17 protein-coding genes and 2 pseudogenes are annotated in these 15,029 nt (G+C 60.0%); 17 read left to right on the top strand and 2 right to left on the bottom strand.

Annotation, left to right across the window (positions count from 1 at the left end; translation table 11 throughout):
* Positions 1–6: 6 nt before the first annotated feature.
* The 14 genes from JJ869_RS00095 to JJ869_RS00030 all read left to right on the top strand — a co-directional run bounded on the left by JJ869_RS00095 (position 7) and on the right by JJ869_RS00030 (position 10,120).
* Positions 7–660: a DUF2062 domain-containing protein gene (locus JJ869_RS00095; protein WP_292263694.1), complete on the top strand. Its 654-nt coding sequence runs from the start codon at positions 7–9 to the stop codon at positions 658–660.
* A 26-nt stretch (positions 661–686) separates the two neighbouring features.
* A complete protein-coding gene (locus JJ869_RS00090; RefSeq protein WP_292263691.1) occupies positions 687–1,439 on the top strand; it encodes a pyridoxine 5'-phosphate synthase in 753 nt (250 codons plus the stop codon).
* A 9-nt stretch (positions 1,440–1,448) separates the two neighbouring features.
* A complete protein-coding gene (locus JJ869_RS00085) occupies positions 1,449–2,933 on the top strand; it encodes an alpha/beta hydrolase (protein ID WP_292263689.1) in 1,485 nt (494 codons plus the stop codon).
* On the top strand, positions 2,930–3,328 hold the full coding sequence (acpS, locus tag JJ869_RS00080; protein ID WP_292263686.1) for a holo-ACP synthase: 399 nt from the start codon (positions 2,930–2,932) through the stop codon (positions 3,326–3,328). Before JJ869_RS00085 ends, acpS begins: the two co-directional genes overlap by 4 nt.
* Positions 3,329–3,399: 71 nt before the next feature.
* The gene (gene lepB, locus JJ869_RS00075) at positions 3,400–4,236 is read left to right on the top strand and encodes a signal peptidase I (protein WP_292263684.1); all 837 of its coding nucleotides are present in this window, start codon (positions 3,400–3,402) and stop codon (positions 4,234–4,236) included.
* Complete coding sequence (gene rnc, locus JJ869_RS00070; protein WP_292263681.1) at positions 4,236–4,925, top strand: ribonuclease III; 690 nt, start codon at positions 4,236–4,238, stop codon at positions 4,923–4,925. Before lepB ends, rnc begins: the two co-directional genes overlap by 1 nt.
* Positions 4,922–5,821 (top strand): DMT family transporter, encoded by a 900-nt coding sequence (locus tag JJ869_RS00065; RefSeq protein WP_292263678.1) that lies wholly within the window; start codon positions 4,922–4,924, stop codon positions 5,819–5,821. Before rnc ends, JJ869_RS00065 begins: the two co-directional genes overlap by 4 nt.
* Positions 5,822–5,849: 28 nt before the next feature.
* Positions 5,850–6,758 carry a GTPase Era gene (era, locus tag JJ869_RS00060; protein WP_292263675.1) on the top strand — a complete coding sequence of 303 codons (909 nt, stop codon included), beginning with the start codon at positions 5,850–5,852 and terminating at the stop codon, positions 6,756–6,758.
* Complete coding sequence (locus JJ869_RS00055; RefSeq protein ID WP_292263672.1) at positions 6,751–7,089, top strand: DUF1491 family protein; 339 nt, start codon at positions 6,751–6,753, stop codon at positions 7,087–7,089. Before era ends, JJ869_RS00055 begins: the two co-directional genes overlap by 8 nt.
* Before the next feature lie 9 nt (positions 7,090–7,098).
* On the top strand, positions 7,099–7,845 hold the full coding sequence (gene recO, locus JJ869_RS00050; RefSeq protein WP_292263669.1) for a DNA repair protein RecO: 747 nt from the start codon (positions 7,099–7,101) through the stop codon (positions 7,843–7,845).
* A 90-nt stretch (positions 7,846–7,935) separates the two neighbouring features.
* The gene (pgsA, locus tag JJ869_RS00045) at positions 7,936–8,595 is read left to right on the top strand and encodes a CDP-diacylglycerol--glycerol-3-phosphate 3-phosphatidyltransferase (protein WP_292263666.1); all 660 of its coding nucleotides are present in this window, start codon (positions 7,936–7,938) and stop codon (positions 8,593–8,595) included.
* 4 nt (positions 8,596–8,599) lie between these two features.
* Positions 8,600–8,845: a molybdopterin converting factor subunit 1 gene (gene moaD, locus JJ869_RS00040; protein ID WP_292263663.1), complete on the top strand. Its 246-nt coding sequence runs from the start codon at positions 8,600–8,602 to the stop codon at positions 8,843–8,845.
* Positions 8,845–9,291 (top strand): molybdenum cofactor biosynthesis protein MoaE, encoded by a 447-nt coding sequence (locus JJ869_RS00035; RefSeq protein WP_292263660.1) that lies wholly within the window; start codon positions 8,845–8,847, stop codon positions 9,289–9,291. Before moaD ends, JJ869_RS00035 begins: the two co-directional genes overlap by 1 nt.
* A gap of 58 nt (positions 9,292–9,349) precedes the next feature.
* Positions 9,350–10,120, top strand: coding sequence for an FCD domain-containing protein (locus JJ869_RS00030; RefSeq protein ID WP_292263657.1), 771 nt, complete (start codon positions 9,350–9,352; stop codon positions 10,118–10,120).
* Positions 10,121–10,165: 45 nt separating this feature from the next.
* On the opposite strand, the pseudogene JJ869_RS00025 reads toward JJ869_RS00030, so the two are convergent.
* Positions 10,166–11,569: pseudogene (locus JJ869_RS00025) on the bottom strand (aspartate aminotransferase family protein).
* 65 nt (positions 11,570–11,634) lie between these two features.
* Positions 11,635–12,306 carry a GntR family transcriptional regulator gene (locus JJ869_RS00020; protein ID WP_292263654.1) on the bottom strand — a complete coding sequence of 224 codons (672 nt, stop codon included), beginning with the start codon at positions 12,304–12,306 and terminating at the stop codon, positions 11,635–11,637.
* 178 nt (positions 12,307–12,484) lie between these two features.
* Here JJ869_RS00020 and JJ869_RS00015 point away from each other — a divergent pair, with 178 nt between their 5' ends.
* From JJ869_RS00015 to JJ869_RS00005, 3 genes and pseudogenes are all read left to right on the top strand, one after another.
* Positions 12,485–13,570 (top strand): polyamine ABC transporter substrate-binding protein, encoded by a 1,086-nt coding sequence (locus tag JJ869_RS00015; protein ID WP_292263651.1) that lies wholly within the window; start codon positions 12,485–12,487, stop codon positions 13,568–13,570.
* A gap of 69 nt (positions 13,571–13,639) precedes the next feature.
* Positions 13,640–14,764, top strand: coding sequence for an ABC transporter ATP-binding protein (locus tag JJ869_RS00010; RefSeq protein ID WP_292263648.1), 1,125 nt, complete (start codon positions 13,640–13,642; stop codon positions 14,762–14,764).
* Positions 14,765–14,767: 3 nt separating this feature from the next.
* Positions 14,768–15,029, top strand: a pseudogene (locus JJ869_RS00005) (ABC transporter permease); the annotation flags it as partial.

Here is a 15,029-nt window from a genome sequence, read left to right as displayed (position 1 = left end):
CGCGAGTTGGTATTCAAACGGCGGGACAGGCGGTCGATCTTGACCACCCTCCGTGAGGCGCTTTGGCCGCGCGGAGGGTGGACTCGCGCCGCGCGTTACGTCCAGCACCGGCTGAATCGCCTTCCAGACCCGCCCGAACGAATCGCGCGCGGCATCTTTGCCGGTGTTCTGACGACCTTCACACCCTTCTACGGTCTGCATTTCCTGACCGCTGGTATCATTGCGTGGGTGATGCGTGGCAATATCCTCGCCGCGCTTCTGTCGACCTTCTTTGGCAATCCCCTGACATATGTACCGATCAGCGTGGCTTCCCTGCAAACCGGATACTGGCTCTTGGGGCTTGGTGAAATTCGCCACGCGCATGGCAGCATTGGCTACAAGTTTGCGAAAGCCGGGGAAGACCTCTGGCGCAACTTCATGGCTATGTTCACCGACGCCACTGCCAATTGGGAAGGCTTGGGCATCTTCTATGACGAGGTGTTCTTTCCTTGGCTCATCGGCGGCATCCTTCCGGGTATTCTATGCGGGCTGGTGTGCTACTACCTCTCAGTGCCATTGATCCGCGCCTATCAGAACCGCCGCAAAGGCGCATTGAAGGCCAAGCTGGCGTCATTGAAGAAAAAGAAGAAACAGGCTGACGATGGGCAAGCGGCGGACTAGGTTCTGCCTCAATAATGGAGGCGAGAATGACTGACTATGCAGGCCGCTTGCGGCTCGGTGTGAATATCGACCATGTGGCCACCCTGCGCAATGCGCGCGGAGGCGACCTCCCCGATCCGGTGCGGGCCGCACAATTGGCCGAAGAAGCCGGGGCCGACGGCATCACGGCTCATCTGCGCGAAGACCGCCGCCATATCATCGACAGCGACATTGACCGTCTCATGGAGACTCTGCGCGTGCCGTTGAATTTCGAAATGGCCGCAACCGACGAGATGCAGAAGATCGCCCTGCGCCACAAACCCCATGCGGTTTGTATCGTCCCCGAAAAACGCGAGGAACGGACCACCGAAGGTGGTCTGGAAGTCGCGCGCGAGGAAAACAAGCTGGCCGGATACATCGCCCCCTTGCGCGAGGCTGGCTGCCGCGTGTCAATCTTCATCGGGGCTGATGAACGTCAAATCGCGGCGGCCCATCGCATCGGGGCACAAGTCATCGAACTGCACACCGGGGCCTATTGCGACGCCCATGCCGAGGGCGATTTCGCAACCCGCGACCGCGAATTGGAAATGATGCGCGAAATGTCCGCCTATGCACATTCGCTGGGCCTTGAGGTTCATGCGGGGCATGGGCTGAATTACGAAACCGTCGCGCCGGTTGCTGCCTTCCCGGAAGTGGTCGAACTCAATATCGGGCATTTTCTGATCGGGGAATCGGTGTTTCGCGGGCTCGGCCCTGCAATTGCCGAGATGCGTCGCCTCATGGATGCCGCGCGGGCCTGACGGGAAGCTATGGCCCGCCCGCTCCTGACCTATCTGGCGATCCTGATCGCGGGCATTTCCATCCTCGTGCTTGAAGTCGCACGGTCGGGCGTAACGGTTACGGATCGCTTTGTCGGCCCGACCCCCGTAGCCACGCTGGCGCGCGCAGGCGCGGATGGACCAAACGTGGTCATTGCCCACGGGTTTGCCGGGTCACGCGAGATGATGCAGGGCTATGGTCTCATCCTCGCGCAGGCGGGCTATAGGGTGCACATGTTTGACTTCGAAGGCCACGGCGCGCACCTCGTGCCGATGTCGGGCGACGTGACCAAGATCGAAGGCACAACCCGACTTCTGATGGATCAGACCCGCGCTGTGATCGACGATGTGTCAGACGGCGCGCCTGTTGCCCTGCTGGGGCATTCCATGGCGACCGATGTTCTGATCCGCGTGGCGCTGGAGGCAGAGACAGGCCCACTTGTCCTGCTGTCCGCGTTTTCTCAGGCGGTCACGGCAGACCAGCCGAAAGACATGCTGCTGATCTCGGGCCAATGGGAACCGCATTTGCGGGAATTCGGCGTTGATGCGTTGCAGACGGTCGACCCGGACGCACAGGAAGGCGAAACAGTGAAGCAGGGCGATGTGATCCGCGCCGCGATCATCGCGCCGTGGACAGAGCATGTCGCCATCCTGCAATCCCGCACCGGACGTCTGGCGGCGTTGGACTGGCTGAACCGCGCTTATGAGCGCGACACGGTCGCATCCGCACCACCAACCGGCTGGGCCTTTCTGGCTTTGATGGCGTCGATCACCGTTCTGGCCTCGCTTTTGGCGCGGATGGTTGTTCCGGAAGCCGCCCTGCCCCCCAGCCATCAACCCGGCGTTCTTCGCTATCTTGGCACGTTGCTCGTGCCCGCCATACTGACACCCTTCATCGCGCTGCCGTTGGATTTCGGCGTCTTGCCCGTGCTCGTGGCCGATTACCTCGCTATTCATCTGGGTGTGTTCGGACTGCTTAGCCTTGCGATGCAGCGCTGGCTTTGGGGGCCATTTGCCCTTGGCTGGACCGGAGTGGTTCCATTCACGCTTGCCCTTGTCGCGCTCCTTGCGTGGGGGATTGGCGTTTTCGGTTTTGCACTGGACCGATATGGCGCGAACTTTTTTCCAATCGCAGAACGCCTGCCCATCATCGCCGCCTTGGTCATCGGCGCGATTCCGTTCATGGTTGCAGATGCGCAATTGGTCTGGAAAGCGCCGCTCTGGCGACGCATCGCGGCACGTGTGGCGCTCTTGGTGTCACTGGGCATTGCTGTGGCGCTCGATCTTGAAGGACTGTTCTTCTTGCTGATCATAGCGCCCGTGATCCTTCTGTTTTTCTTCGTCCACGGCGCGATGGGCCGCGCCTTTGGCAAACGCGCAGGGCCATTGCTGGCCGGGATAGCACTGGGGATCATCCTCGCATGGGCGTTGGGCGTTAGCTTTCCCATGTTTGCAGCAACCGGAGCAGGCACATGATCATCGGCATCGGAACCGATCTGGCCAATATCGACCGCATCGCTGGCACGCTGGAACGGTTCGGCGACCGTTTCCGCAACCGCGTTTTCACGGAGACCGAGCAACGCAAGGCAGAACGCCGCCGCGATGTGGCGGGCACCTATGCCAAACGCTGGGCCGCCAAGGAGGCGTGTTCCAAAGCGCTTGGTACAGGGCTTCGCATGGGCATCGCGTGGAAGGATATGTCGGTGCGCAACCTGCACACCGGGCAACCGATCATGGAGGTCACCGGCTGGGCGAAAAAGCGGCTGGACGACCTGACACCCGAAGGCCATGAGGCGATCATCCACGTCACGCTGACCGACGATCACCCTTGGGCACAGGCCACCGTGTTGATCGAGGCGAGACCCAAGTAACGGGCGCTTGGCTTGACACCCGCGCCGCCCCCGCTCATGTAGCGCGGGACAACCGAGCAGAAGGCAGGAACATGGCGTCTGAAACCAAGAAAAGCGGCGGGATCGTCGAGACGATCAAGACCATCGTTTATGCTCTTCTGATTGCAGGAGTGTTCCGGACGCTGTTCTTCCAGCCGTTCTGGATTCCTTCAGGTTCAATGAAGGACACCCTGCTGATCGGAGATTTCCTTTTCGTCAACAAGATGTCCTACGGCTATTCCTACGCCTCGTGCCCATCGCTCTATATGCCGAATTTGGGCATCGACATTGACGCCAAAGACCTGTGTGGATGGGCCGATGGCGACAACAGCCGCCTTTTCGGCTCTGAACCCGAACGCGGTGATGTCGCGGTGTTTCGCCATCCCGTGACAGGGCGCGATTTCATCAAGCGCGTGATTGGCCTGCCCGGTGACGAGATCCAGATGATCCGTGGCGTACTGCACATCAACGGCACCGCTGTCGAACTCGCACAACAGCCAGATTTCGAGGAACCTGCTTCACCGCAGGGTCCGCAGGGTCTGCGCCCGCGCTGCGCCAACGGTCCGGTTGGCACTGGCGGTACCTGTATCAAGGAACGCTTTGCCGAAACGCTGCCCATCGGACGCACACACTCGATCTTAAATATCGGCACACAAGGGTCCGACAATACGCCGGTCTACACAGTGCCCGAAGGCCACTACTTCATGATGGGTGACAACCGCGACAATTCCTCGGACAGCCGCGTACCCAGCGTCGCAGGCGGGGTCGGGTTTGTGCCATATGAGAACATAATCGGCAAAGCCACCCGCGTGATGTTCTCGTCCGCCGGATCGTCGATGCTGTTCTTCTGGACATGGCGCGGCGACCGCTTTTTCGAGAAGATCGAGTAGTGAAACTGTCGGCTGACCTTCAGGCGCTTTCGACGCGTTTGGGGCATCGGTTCGAACGGCCGGAACTTCTGGTGCGGGCCGTGACCCATTCGTCGCGCGCGGGCGTGAACCGCGAAGACAACCATCGTCTCGAATTCCTTGGCGACCGGGTGCTTGGGTTGGTCATGGCCGAAGCCCTGCTCGCCGAGGACGAATCGGCGGCAGAGGGGCAACTGGCCCCAAGGTTCAACGCCCTTGTGCGCAAGGAAGCGTGTGCCGACGTTGCACGCGAGATTGATCTGGGGTCCGCCCTGAAACTTGGCCGCTCGGAAATGCTGTCCGGTGGGCGGCGCAAGCAGGCGCTCTTGGGCGATGCGATGGAGGCAGTGATCGCCGCAGTGTATCTGGATGCCGGATTCGACGCTGCAAAGGCGATGGTTCTGCGCCTCTGGGGCGATCGCATCGGCGCGGTCAAGGAAGACGCACGCGACGCCAAAACCGCGCTGCAGGAATGGGCCCAAGCGCGCGCCATGCCGCCACCCAGCTATGTGGAGCTGTCCCGCGATGGCCCCGACCACGCACCTGTCTTCGTGATCGAAGTCCGCCTTGAGGACGGCCAGTCCGCTAAGGCCAAAGCCGGGTCCAAACGGCAGGCAGAGCAAGCAGCCGCCAAGACGCTGCTTGCCGCCGTTGAAAAGAGCACGTCTTGACCGACAACCTGCGTGGCAGCCTGTTCATGGTTCTCGCCATGCTGGGCTTTGCCATCGAGGACGCGTTCTTCAAGGCAGCCACTGGCACGGGTGATGTCTCTCCGGGTGTCGGAACGATGCTCTTCGGACTTTTCGGAACGGGCTTCTTTCTGCTCTACGCACTCTGGCGCCGCGAACAGCTGTACAGCCACGCCTATATCGAAGGCCCGCTCCTGATCCGATCGGCGTTCGAAATTCTGGGTCGTCTGTTCTTTGCCCTCAGCCTTGCCTTCGTACCGCTCTCTACAACATCCGCCATCCTGCAAGCCGCCCCGCTGGTGGTCACCCTTGGCGCGGTGATTGTTCTCAAAGAAAAGGTCGGACTACGCCGCTGGATCGCAATGGCTGTCGGCTTTTTCGGGGTCCTGCTGATCCTGCGCCCCACCCCATCAGGGTTTGACGCAACCGTCATTTTCGCCGTTCTGGGCATGATTGGTTTTGCCGGTCGGGACCTGATGACCCGCGCCAGCCCGCCGGAAGTGTCAGCAACGCAGCTTGGTATCCTCGGATTCTTGATGGTCTTTATCGCCGGGGTCGTCATCACGCTGTTCGAAAGCGCGCCCCTCGCTGCCCCAAGTCTGCCTGCCCTGACAATGCTCATGGGCACCGGGCTGGCGGGTCTCATCGGCTACAGCGCCCTGACCAAGGCCATGCGGACCGGAGAAGTCTCTGTCGTGGCCCCTTTCCGCTATTCCCGCCTCTTGATCGCTCTGGTCTTTGCTTATCTTATCTTCGGCGAACGGCCTGACGCGCTGACGCTGATCGGCGCCACCTTGATTGTCGGCAGCGGTGTCTACACCTTGGTGCGCAGCGGGCGCAAAGACAGGGCTGGCTCTGCCCCGCGAACTGGCGTATGACGCCGGACTTCTAAGGATGGATGCACCTATGACCACGCGCGCCGGTTTCGTCGCTTTGATCGGAGAGCCCAATGCGGGCAAATCCACGCTGACCAATCAGATGGTCGGCGCGAAAGTGTCGATCGTGACCCACAAGGTGCAGACCACCCGCGCACGCATTCGCGGTGTCGCCATCGAAGGGGATGCGCAGATCGTGCTGGTGGACACGCCCGGTCTGTTCAAACCGCGCCGCCGCCTCGATCGCGCGATGGTTGCCGCAGCCTGGAGCGGCGCGTCCGATGCCGATATCGTTGTTCTGCTGATCGAAGCGCATCGCGGCATCACCGAAGGAGTCGACGCGATTTTTGAGAACCTTGGCGAAGTCGTGGGCAAACGCCCTGTCGCGCTGGCCATCAACAAGATCGACCGCGTCGAAGCACCTCGCCTTCTGGCGCTGACCCAACAGATGAACGAAAAGTTCCCTTTTACCGAAACCTTCCTGATTTCGGCAGAAAAGGGTCATGGGGTCAAAGCCCTGCGCAAATGGCTGGCGGCTGAACTGCCGGAAAGCCCGTGGCTATATCCCGAAGACCAGATCGCCGATCTGCCGCTGCGCATGATCGCCGCTGAGATGACCCGCGAAAAGCTGACGCTGCGCCTGCATCAGGAATTGCCGTACCAGCTCACCGTCGAGACCGAGCATTGGGAAGAACGTGACGACGGCTCGGCGCGGATTGACCAGGTGATTTACGTGGTCCGTGATGGCCACAAGGGCATCGTTCTGGGCAACAAGGGCGAGACCATCAAGTCCATCAGCAAGGCCGCGCGCGAAGAGCTTGAAGAGTTCCTTGGCCGACGCATCCATCTGTTCATGCAGGTCAAGGTCCGCGAGAAATGGCTCGACGAGGCCGAGCGCTATTCCGAGATGGGCCTCGATTTCAAGGACGGCAATGCCTGAAGCCCGGCTTGCGAGCGGTTTCTGGGTGCATGCCTATATGCGCCGCCTGTCATTGTTCGACATCCCGGCCTTTGTGACTGCCCATGGCGACGACACCGCCGGGGCCATTCTGATCAAGCTCAACACTCTGGATGGTCAGGCCAAGGTCTTCATGCGCCAATACGACCTGATGACTGGGGCACGCCTTTGGCAGGTCTTGGCTGATGGCCCCGAGGCCGATGTCGATGCCAGTATCGCCAAACAACGCAGCTTTGACAGCGATCTCTGGGTGATTGAGGTCGAAGACCGTGCCGGACGGCACCTTCTGGATGAAGACGGGCTGTCGGGCTAGGATCCCGTCATGGACTGGCGCGATACAGGCATCCTTTTGAGCAGTCGCCGACACGGCGAAAGCTCCATGATCATCGACGTGTTCACCCCCGAACGCGGGCGGCACGCGGGTGTTGTGCGCGGTGGCGCATCGCGCAAGGTCGCGCCGATCCTGCAACCCGGTGCGCAGCTTGATCTGGCATGGCGCGCACGGCTTGAGGACCATCTGGGCAGCTTTACCGTCGAACTGCAACGCTCCCGCGCGGCGATTGCCATGCAGAAGCGGACGACGCTGGCTGGGCTGAACGCCGCGCTTGCGCTTTTGGCGTTCGTCCTGCCCGAGCGCGAACCGCACCCCGTGCTTTATGCCCAAACGCAGAACCTCTTGGACCTTCTGGACCAAACCGACCTTTGGCCCTTGGCCTATCTGCGCTGGGAAACCGCGCTTCTTGACGATCTGGGCTATGGCCTCGACCTGAGCTCTTGCGCTGTCACCGGAGCGACAGACGGCTTGATCTACGTGTCGCCCAAATCCGGCCGCGCCGTGTCTGCCAAGGGCGCGGGCGACTGGGCAGACAGGCTTCTGCCCCTTCCCGACGCATTGCGCGAGGGCGGCGCAACAGAGACGACCGACATTGCCGACGCTTTGCGACTCACAGGCTATTTCCTCGAACACAAACTGGCAGCAGGCCAGGTGGGCAAGCCATTGCCCGAGGCACGGGCGCGCTATGTCGATATGTTGCGCCGCGCCGCGCCACCGTCAAAGACCGACGCCTGACACGGCACATAGTAGGGACGGATGAGCGAAGTTTGGAAAACATCAAAACGTCGCCTTTTCAGTCACTCTTTGGCGCGATAGGTAAGGGTCATGACCATGACGGTGCCAAATATCCTGACTGTCCTGCGCCTGCTGGCTGCGCCGGGTGTGGCCCTTATGTTCCTTTATTTCTCACGTCCGGCGGCGGATTGGTTCGCCTTGGTGCTTTTCGTGACCGCAGCCGTCACCGACTGGTTCGACGGCTATCTCGCCCGCGCCTGGAAACAGGAAAGCAAGCTGGGTGCGATGCTCGATCCGATTGCGGACAAAGCGATGGTCGTGATCGCGCTGATGGTCATCGTCGGCTATTCGTCGATGTCGCCATGGCTGGTCCTGCCTGCAACCTTCATTCTGTTCCGCGAAGTGTTCGTCTCGGGCCTGCGCGAATTTCTGGGCGACACGGCTGGTACGCTCAAGGTCACGCCGCTGGCCAAGTGGAAAACCACACTCCAGATGGTCGCCATCGCAGTGCTTTTTGCGCAGGGCGTTTTCGAACACTACCTTGGTATGTCTGCCATGGGCATGAGTGCCGAGATATTCCAGGGCGTCATGATGGGCGAAATAGAAGACCTGCATGGTCTCTGGTGGAAACATGCCGGAATGGTCTGGGCGGGCAATGTCGGCATCGTACTGCTCTGGCTTGCGGCCTTCCTGACATTGATCACGGGCTGGGATTATTTCCGCAAGGCCGCGCCGTTTTTGAGGGACTGAGCAGATGGATGTGTTGTACTTCGCATGGGTCCGTGAACGGATCGGACTGCCCAAGGAAACGGTAACGACCGACGCAGAAACCGTGGCCGATCTTGTTGCCGAACTGCGCGCCCGCGAAGACCGCTATGACCTCGCCTTTTCCGACCTGAGTGCACTGCGGGTCGCCGTCGATCAGGAACTCACTGACTTCGACGCGTCGATCAAGGGCGCACGGGAAGTGGCCTTCTTTCCGCCGATGACGGGTGGCTGATGCGGATCGTTGTCCAGGAACCCCCGTTCGACTTTGGCGCAGAGGCCGAAGCCTTTGCCTCTGGCCGCCATGATATGGGCGCCGTCGTCACCTTCACCGGCGTGGTGCGGGATTTTGGCAATGGTGGGCTCGACGCGATGGAGATCGAACATTATCCCGGCATGACCCAGAAAGCGCTGGAGGGTATCGCTGCCGAAGCTGTTTCGCGCTGGTCCTTGGGGGATGTTCTGGTGATCCACCGCTATGGCCGGATGGAGCCGGGCGAAAAGATCATGATGGTCGCCACCGCCGCCCCACACCGCAAGGACGCCTTCGAAGCTGCGGAATACCTGATGGACTACCTCAAGTCCCGCGCACCGTTCTGGAAGAAAGAGCACGCGACGACCGGGGAAACCAATTGGGTGGCCGCGAAAGACGAAGACGAAGACGCGCTCACGCGGTGGTAGCTTGTCCGCTGTGCAAATCGGTCATATGATTTGACCAATTCAACCAGCCACGAGCATCATGCCCTTTCAGCCTGTCACCCCGGAAAAACTCTCAACTTCGGTCACCCGCCAGATCGAAAAGCTGATCCTGCAGGGCATCCTGCGGCCGGGTGAGCGCCTGCCATCCGAACGGGAACTGGCGGAACGGCTGAATGTCTCGCGCCCGTCATTGCGGGAATCCATCGCCGACCTGTCGGAGCGTGGTCTGCTCACCAGCCGCGCAGGCGCCGGGGTCTACGTGGCCGACGTGTTGGGCTCTGCCTTTTCCGACGCGCTGATCCAGCTCTTTGCCAACCACGACGAGGCGGTGTTCGACTACCTGTCCTTCCGCCGTGACATGGAGGGGCTGGCAGCCGAACGCGCGGCGCGTCTGGCGTCAGACACAGACCTCAAGGTCATCAATACAGTGTTCGAACGCATGGAGGCTGCGCATCAAAAGCGCAATCCAGCGGACGAGGCGGCATTGGATGCGGAATTTCACCTCAGCATCATAGAAGCCAGCCATAACGTCATCATGCTCCATATGATGCGGTCGATGTACCAGCTCCTGCGCGAGGGCGTGTTCTACAACCGGCAGATCGTGTTCCGGCAAAAGACAACGCGCGTAACCCTTCTGGACCAGCACCGCACCATCAACGACGCCCTTCAGGCGCGGGACCCCGAAGCAGCGCGCAAGGCTGTGGTGGATCACCTGACCTATGTGGAATCCTGCCTCGCGGACAACCGCAAGGCAGAGGCGCATGAGGCGGTGGCGCGGCGGAGATATGAGCACACGCTTGCCAAGGGCTGAAATGCGTCAACGCATTTCAGCGAAACCATCGATGGTTTCGCGCCCCTAACTCGCAACCCGCGCCTTCATCAGGCCCTCATCCTTCAACCGCACATGACATTCGTCCAGTGACTGCCACGCCCGTTGGATAAGCATGTCGATCTCGTCATGCGAAATCACCAGCGGCGGAGAGATGATCATCCGGTCGCCGACATGGCGCATGATCAGGTTATTCGCAAAGCAGCGTTCCCGGCAGACAAAGCCCACGGTTCCGGCCTCCGCTTCGAAGGCAGCACGCGAGGACTTGTCCGGCGTCAGGGCAATTGACCCCATCATACCAACGATCTTAGCCTCACCCACAAGTGGATGCTCGGTCAGGGATTCGAACTTTTCCTTCAGGTACGGCGCAGTCTGTTCGCGCACGCGGGTCACAATGCCTTCCTCGCCCAGAATCCGGAGGTTCTCCAACGCCACGGCACAGGCGACCGGGTGGCCGGAATAGGTGTAACCGTGGTTGAATTCGACGTTGTTGATGACTTCGGCGACCTCGTCACAAATCAGCGAACCACCAATCGGCTGATACCCCGAGCTAAGCCCTTTCGCGATGGTCATGATATGCGGGCGGATGTTCATGGTCTGCGATCCGAACTAATTGCCCGTGCGCCCGAAGCCGCAGATCACCTCGTCCGCGATCAGAAGAATGCCGTATTTGTCGACGATGCGCTGAATCTCGGGCCAGTAGGTTTCGGGCGGAACGATCACGCCACCCGCACCCTGCACCGGTTCAGCGATAAAGGCCGCAACCCGGTCCGGGCCAAGTTCCTCAATCGCCGCTTCAAGCTGACGGGCGCGCTCGAGCCCAAATTCCTCGGGCGTCATGTCACCCCCTTCGGCCCACCAGTTCGGCTGGTCGATATGGTGGATGTTGGGGATCGGCAGACCGCCCTGCATGTGCATGCCCTTCATGCCCCCCAGTGACCCGGAGCCAACAGACGAGCCGTGATAGGCGTTCCACCGCGAGATCACGATGTTCCGGTCCGGCTGGCCTTTTTCAGCCCAGTAGGTGCGCACCATACGCAGGTTGGTGTCATTCGCCTCGGACCCGGACCCGGCAAAGAAGACCTGATTGAACCCCTCAGGCGCCAGTTCGGCAAGCTTTTGAGACAAAGCAATGGCCGGCACATGGGTGGTCTGAAAGAACGTGTTGTAGAAGGGCAGCTCTTCCATCTGCCGCGCGGCAACCTGTGCCAGTTCCTTGCGGCCGTAGCCGATATTGACACACCAAAGACCCGCCATCCCGTCCAGAATGCGATGACCGTCGCTGTCAGTCAGCCACACGCCATCGGCCCGCGTGATGACACGCGCCCCTTTTGCGCCAAGCCCCACACCATGCGTAAACGGATGCATGTGATGCGCCGCATCGAGGGCCTGAAGTTCGGATGTGGGCATGTGGTTGGTGATGGTGGCCATGGGGACAGATCCTTTTCCGGAGGGCTGCCGACAAAATATGATCAAATTATTTGGAGTCAATCGAATCAGGCAAGACCCTGCCGGATTTGTTCCATACCCTGCGCTACATCGCCCATCATCGCCTCTGCCGCAGCATCTCCGTTGTTTGACCCTAGGGCAGCCAACACATCCTTGTGACGGTCCGGGAGGTTCCGCGTTCCGAATTGGCCACAGACGACCCGCAGCGACGGACCGAACCGCAACCACAGCCGATCCACCATTTCAGTCAGGATCGGCGCCTGCGCGAGTACGTTCAGTTCCGCGTGAAAGCTGTGGTTCTCGACAAGGTAGCGATGCACATCTCCCCTGCGAATTGCAGCATCAAGCCGCTGGTCGATTTCCGCGAGCCGTACCACATCCGCTGAAGTGGCCAGTTGCGCCGCACGCCGGGCCAGTTCCGGCTCCAACGCCTTTCTGGCAATGCTCAATTCATCTATCGCCTGCGCATTAAGCACAGGTACAGCGATTCTGCGATTACCCAGAAATTCGAGCGCGCCTTCGGCGGTCAGCCGGCGCAGCGCTTCGCGAACCGGCGTCATTCCAACGCCCAGCGCCTCGGTCAATCCCTGGATCGTCACAGGCTGGCCCGGCTCAAACTCTCCGAACAGGACCTGATCGCGCAATTGACGATAGACCAGTTCATGCGCCGGCAGACGGATCGATTCTGCGATTGGCTTCAACGATGTCTGTCCCGCCATTCCCACCTCACGAACTGCTGAGTCTTTGAGCACAATGCCTGAATGCCTGCCTCTGACAAGTCATCTTGCACGTTCCCGACGAGCATGAAAACATCTCAACTATTGCCAGATCGGGCAAGATTTGATCAAATTCAAATCCACAGGGCCACAAGTGCCTTGGGATCAACGGGAGAACCTCATGAAAATCCATCTGCTGACGATGACCGCAGGTGCAGCACTTATGGCCTCACTCGCCCACGCAGAGGAAGTGCGCGTCTACAACTGGTCTGACTACATCGACGAAGAACTGCTCACAAAGTTCGAGGAAGAAACCGGCATCGACCTGATCTACGACGTGTTCGACAGCAACGAACTTCTTGAAACCAAAATGCTGGCAGGCGGCTCCGGCTACGATGTCGTCGTACCGACGGGGACGTTCCTTCAGCGTCAGATCGCGGCAGGCTCGTTCCAGAAACTCGACAAGTCTAAACTGCCCAACATCAGCAACATGTGGGACGTTATTGCGGCACGTACTGACAAGTACGATCCCGGAAACGAATACTCGGTCAACTACATGTGGGGCACGACCGGGATTGGTGTAAATGTCGACAAAGTGACCGAAATTCTTGGCGCAGATGCGCCGATTGCGTCGCTCGACCTCGTGTTTAACCCGGAAAACATGGAAAAGCTGGCATCCTGCGGCGTACACTTCCTCGACGCTCCGGTCGAAGTCGTTCCCGCTGCGCTGGCCTATGCCGGCCTCGACCCCGACCGCAAGGATGACGAAGCGCTTGCAAAAGCCGAAGAAGTTCTGATGGGCGTGCGTCCCTACATCCAGAAATTCCACAGTTCGGAATACTTGAACGCTCTCGCGAACGGGGACATCTGCGTTGCGTTTGGCTGGTCTGGCGATGTGCTGATTGCACGTGATCGTGCATCCGAAGCGAACAACGGAATAAATATCGCCTACAATCCGCCGGTTGAGGGTGCATTGATGTGGTTCGACCAGATGGCCATTCCGGTCGATGCCCCAAATCCCGAGGCCGCCCATGTGTTCCTGAACTTCATGATGGACGCGCAAAACATGGCGCAGGCGTCAAACTATGTGTACTATGCCAATGGTAACGCCTCGTCGAAAGAGTTTCTCAACGAAGACGTTATCGGCGACACGGCCATCTATCCGGACGACGCAACACTCGAAAAGCTCTACACCACAACACCGTTCCCCCCTGCCGAACAGCGGTCGCTGACGCGCATGTGGACCAAGGTCAAGTCGGGCACCTGATCGCACGTGCTCTTTTGTCCGGCGGGGGGCTTCCCCGCCGGATCCAGTCTTGGTTCGGAGGTGCCTGAAGTGTCGCAAACCGTTTTCGCTCCTTGGGAAGACCCCAACGAGAAACCGCTCATCCAATTCAAGAATGTCACGAAACGGTTCGGTGATTTCACCGCCATCGACAACCTGACACAGGACATCTACACCCGGGAATTCTTTGCCCTGCTTGGGCCGTCCGGATGCGGCAAAACCACGATGATGCGTATGCTGGCCGGGTTTGAGGCACCGACGGAAGGCCAGATTTTCATTGCAGGTCAGGACATGGCCAAGATCCCGCCGAACAAACGGGCGGTGAACATGATGTTCCAGTCCTATGCCCTGTTTCCCCATCTCAGCGTCTGGGAAAACATCGCCTTCGGCCTCAAGCGCGAAGGCAAGGACAAGGACACCATTGCAGCGCGCGTCGAAGAGATGCTGCGCCTCACGCGCCTGAGCAAATTCGCCAAGCGCAAACCCCACCAGATTTCCGGCGGCCAGCGGCAGCGCGTGGCACTCGCCCGCTCCCTGGCCAAAGCCCCGAAACTGCTCCTCCTCGATGAACCGCTCGGCGCGCTCGACAAGAAGCTGCGCCAGGACACCCAGTTCGAGCTGATGGACATTCAGGAAAAGACCGGCACCACCTTCGTGATCGTGACCCACGATCAGGAAGAAGCCATGACCGTGGCAAGCCGCGTCGCTGTCATGGACGAAGGCCAGATCATTCAGGTCGCCACCCCAGCCCAGATCTACGAAGCTCCGAATTCGGTCTACGTGGCCGACTTTATCGGCGACGTGAACATCATCTCGGGCCGCGCCAAGCCCAATGGCGAAAAGGTCGCCACGCAGTGGGCAGAAGGTCAGCCCGACATCATTGGCACAACCACCACCAAATTCGACGCCGGGCAGGAAATCCATTTCGCCATCCGCCCCGAAAAGGTCGCCATCAGCACCGAAGAACCGCAGGACGCCGCCAACAAGCTGCAGGGCAAGGTGCTCGATATCGCGTATCTGGGCAACATCTCGACCTATCACGTCGAATTGCCGACGGGCCTTATCATAAAGGCGCAAACCGCGAACACGCGCCGCTTGTCGCGGCGGCAGATCACCTGGGAAGACCAGGTCTGGATCAGTTTTACAGACACCGCCGGTGTCCTGTTGGAGCGCTAAGGGATGCGCCGCTTCATCCTTATCGCGGTGCCCTATCTCTGGCTGGTCGCACTGTTTCTGATCCCGTTTGCGATCGTCCTCAAAATTTCGCTCTCGGACGTCGCACTGGCCCGTCCTCCCTATTTCCCGCAGCTTGATCTGTCTGCGGGATGGGACGGTCTGAGAACGTTCTTTTCCGAATTGGATTTTGAGAACTTCTGGTTCCTGACCACCGACGATCTTTACTGGAAAGCCTATCTCAGCTCGCTCCAGATCGCGCTCACCT

Origin of the sequence: Marivita sp. (assembly GCF_017643905.1) — a bacterium.
Lineage (GTDB): Bacteria > Pseudomonadota > Alphaproteobacteria > Rhodobacterales > Rhodobacteraceae > Marivita.
Note: the sequence above shows the minus strand (reverse complement) of the source record. Positions and strands in the feature narration are given on the sequence as shown.

Bases quoted from the DNA above. Each gene is read 5' to 3' on its own strand.
- JJ869_RS00015 (WP_292263651.1), top strand. From the start codon at position 12,485: ATGAAAATCCATCTGCTGACGATGACCGCAGGTGCAGCACTTATGGCC.
- JJ869_RS00085 (WP_292263689.1), top strand. From the start codon at position 1,449: ATGGCCCGCCCGCTCCTGACCTATCTGGCGATCCTGATCGCGGGCATT.
- lepB (WP_292263684.1), top strand. From the start codon at position 3,400: ATGGCGTCTGAAACCAAGAAAAGCGGCGGGATCGTCGAGACGATCAAG.
- JJ869_RS00090 (WP_292263691.1), top strand. From the start codon at position 687: ATGACTGACTATGCAGGCCGCTTGCGGCTCGGTGTGAATATCGACCAT.
- acpS (WP_292263686.1), top strand. From the start codon at position 2,930: ATGATCATCGGCATCGGAACCGATCTGGCCAATATCGACCGCATCGCT.
- pgsA (WP_292263666.1), top strand. From the start codon at position 7,936: ATGACCATGACGGTGCCAAATATCCTGACTGTCCTGCGCCTGCTGGCT.
- moaD (WP_292263663.1), top strand. From the start codon at position 8,600: ATGGATGTGTTGTACTTCGCATGGGTCCGTGAACGGATCGGACTGCCC.
- JJ869_RS00020 (WP_292263654.1), bottom strand. From the start codon at position 12,306: ATGGCGGGACAGACATCGTTGAAGCCAATCGCAGAATCGATCCGTCTG.
- JJ869_RS00035 (WP_292263660.1), top strand. From the start codon at position 8,845: ATGCGGATCGTTGTCCAGGAACCCCCGTTCGACTTTGGCGCAGAGGCC.
- recO (WP_292263669.1), top strand. From the start codon at position 7,099: ATGGACTGGCGCGATACAGGCATCCTTTTGAGCAGTCGCCGACACGGC.
- JJ869_RS00055 (WP_292263672.1), top strand. From the start codon at position 6,751: ATGCCTGAAGCCCGGCTTGCGAGCGGTTTCTGGGTGCATGCCTATATG.
- era (WP_292263675.1), top strand. From the start codon at position 5,850: ATGACCACGCGCGCCGGTTTCGTCGCTTTGATCGGAGAGCCCAATGCG.
- JJ869_RS00030 (WP_292263657.1), top strand. From the start codon at position 9,350: ATGCCCTTTCAGCCTGTCACCCCGGAAAAACTCTCAACTTCGGTCACC.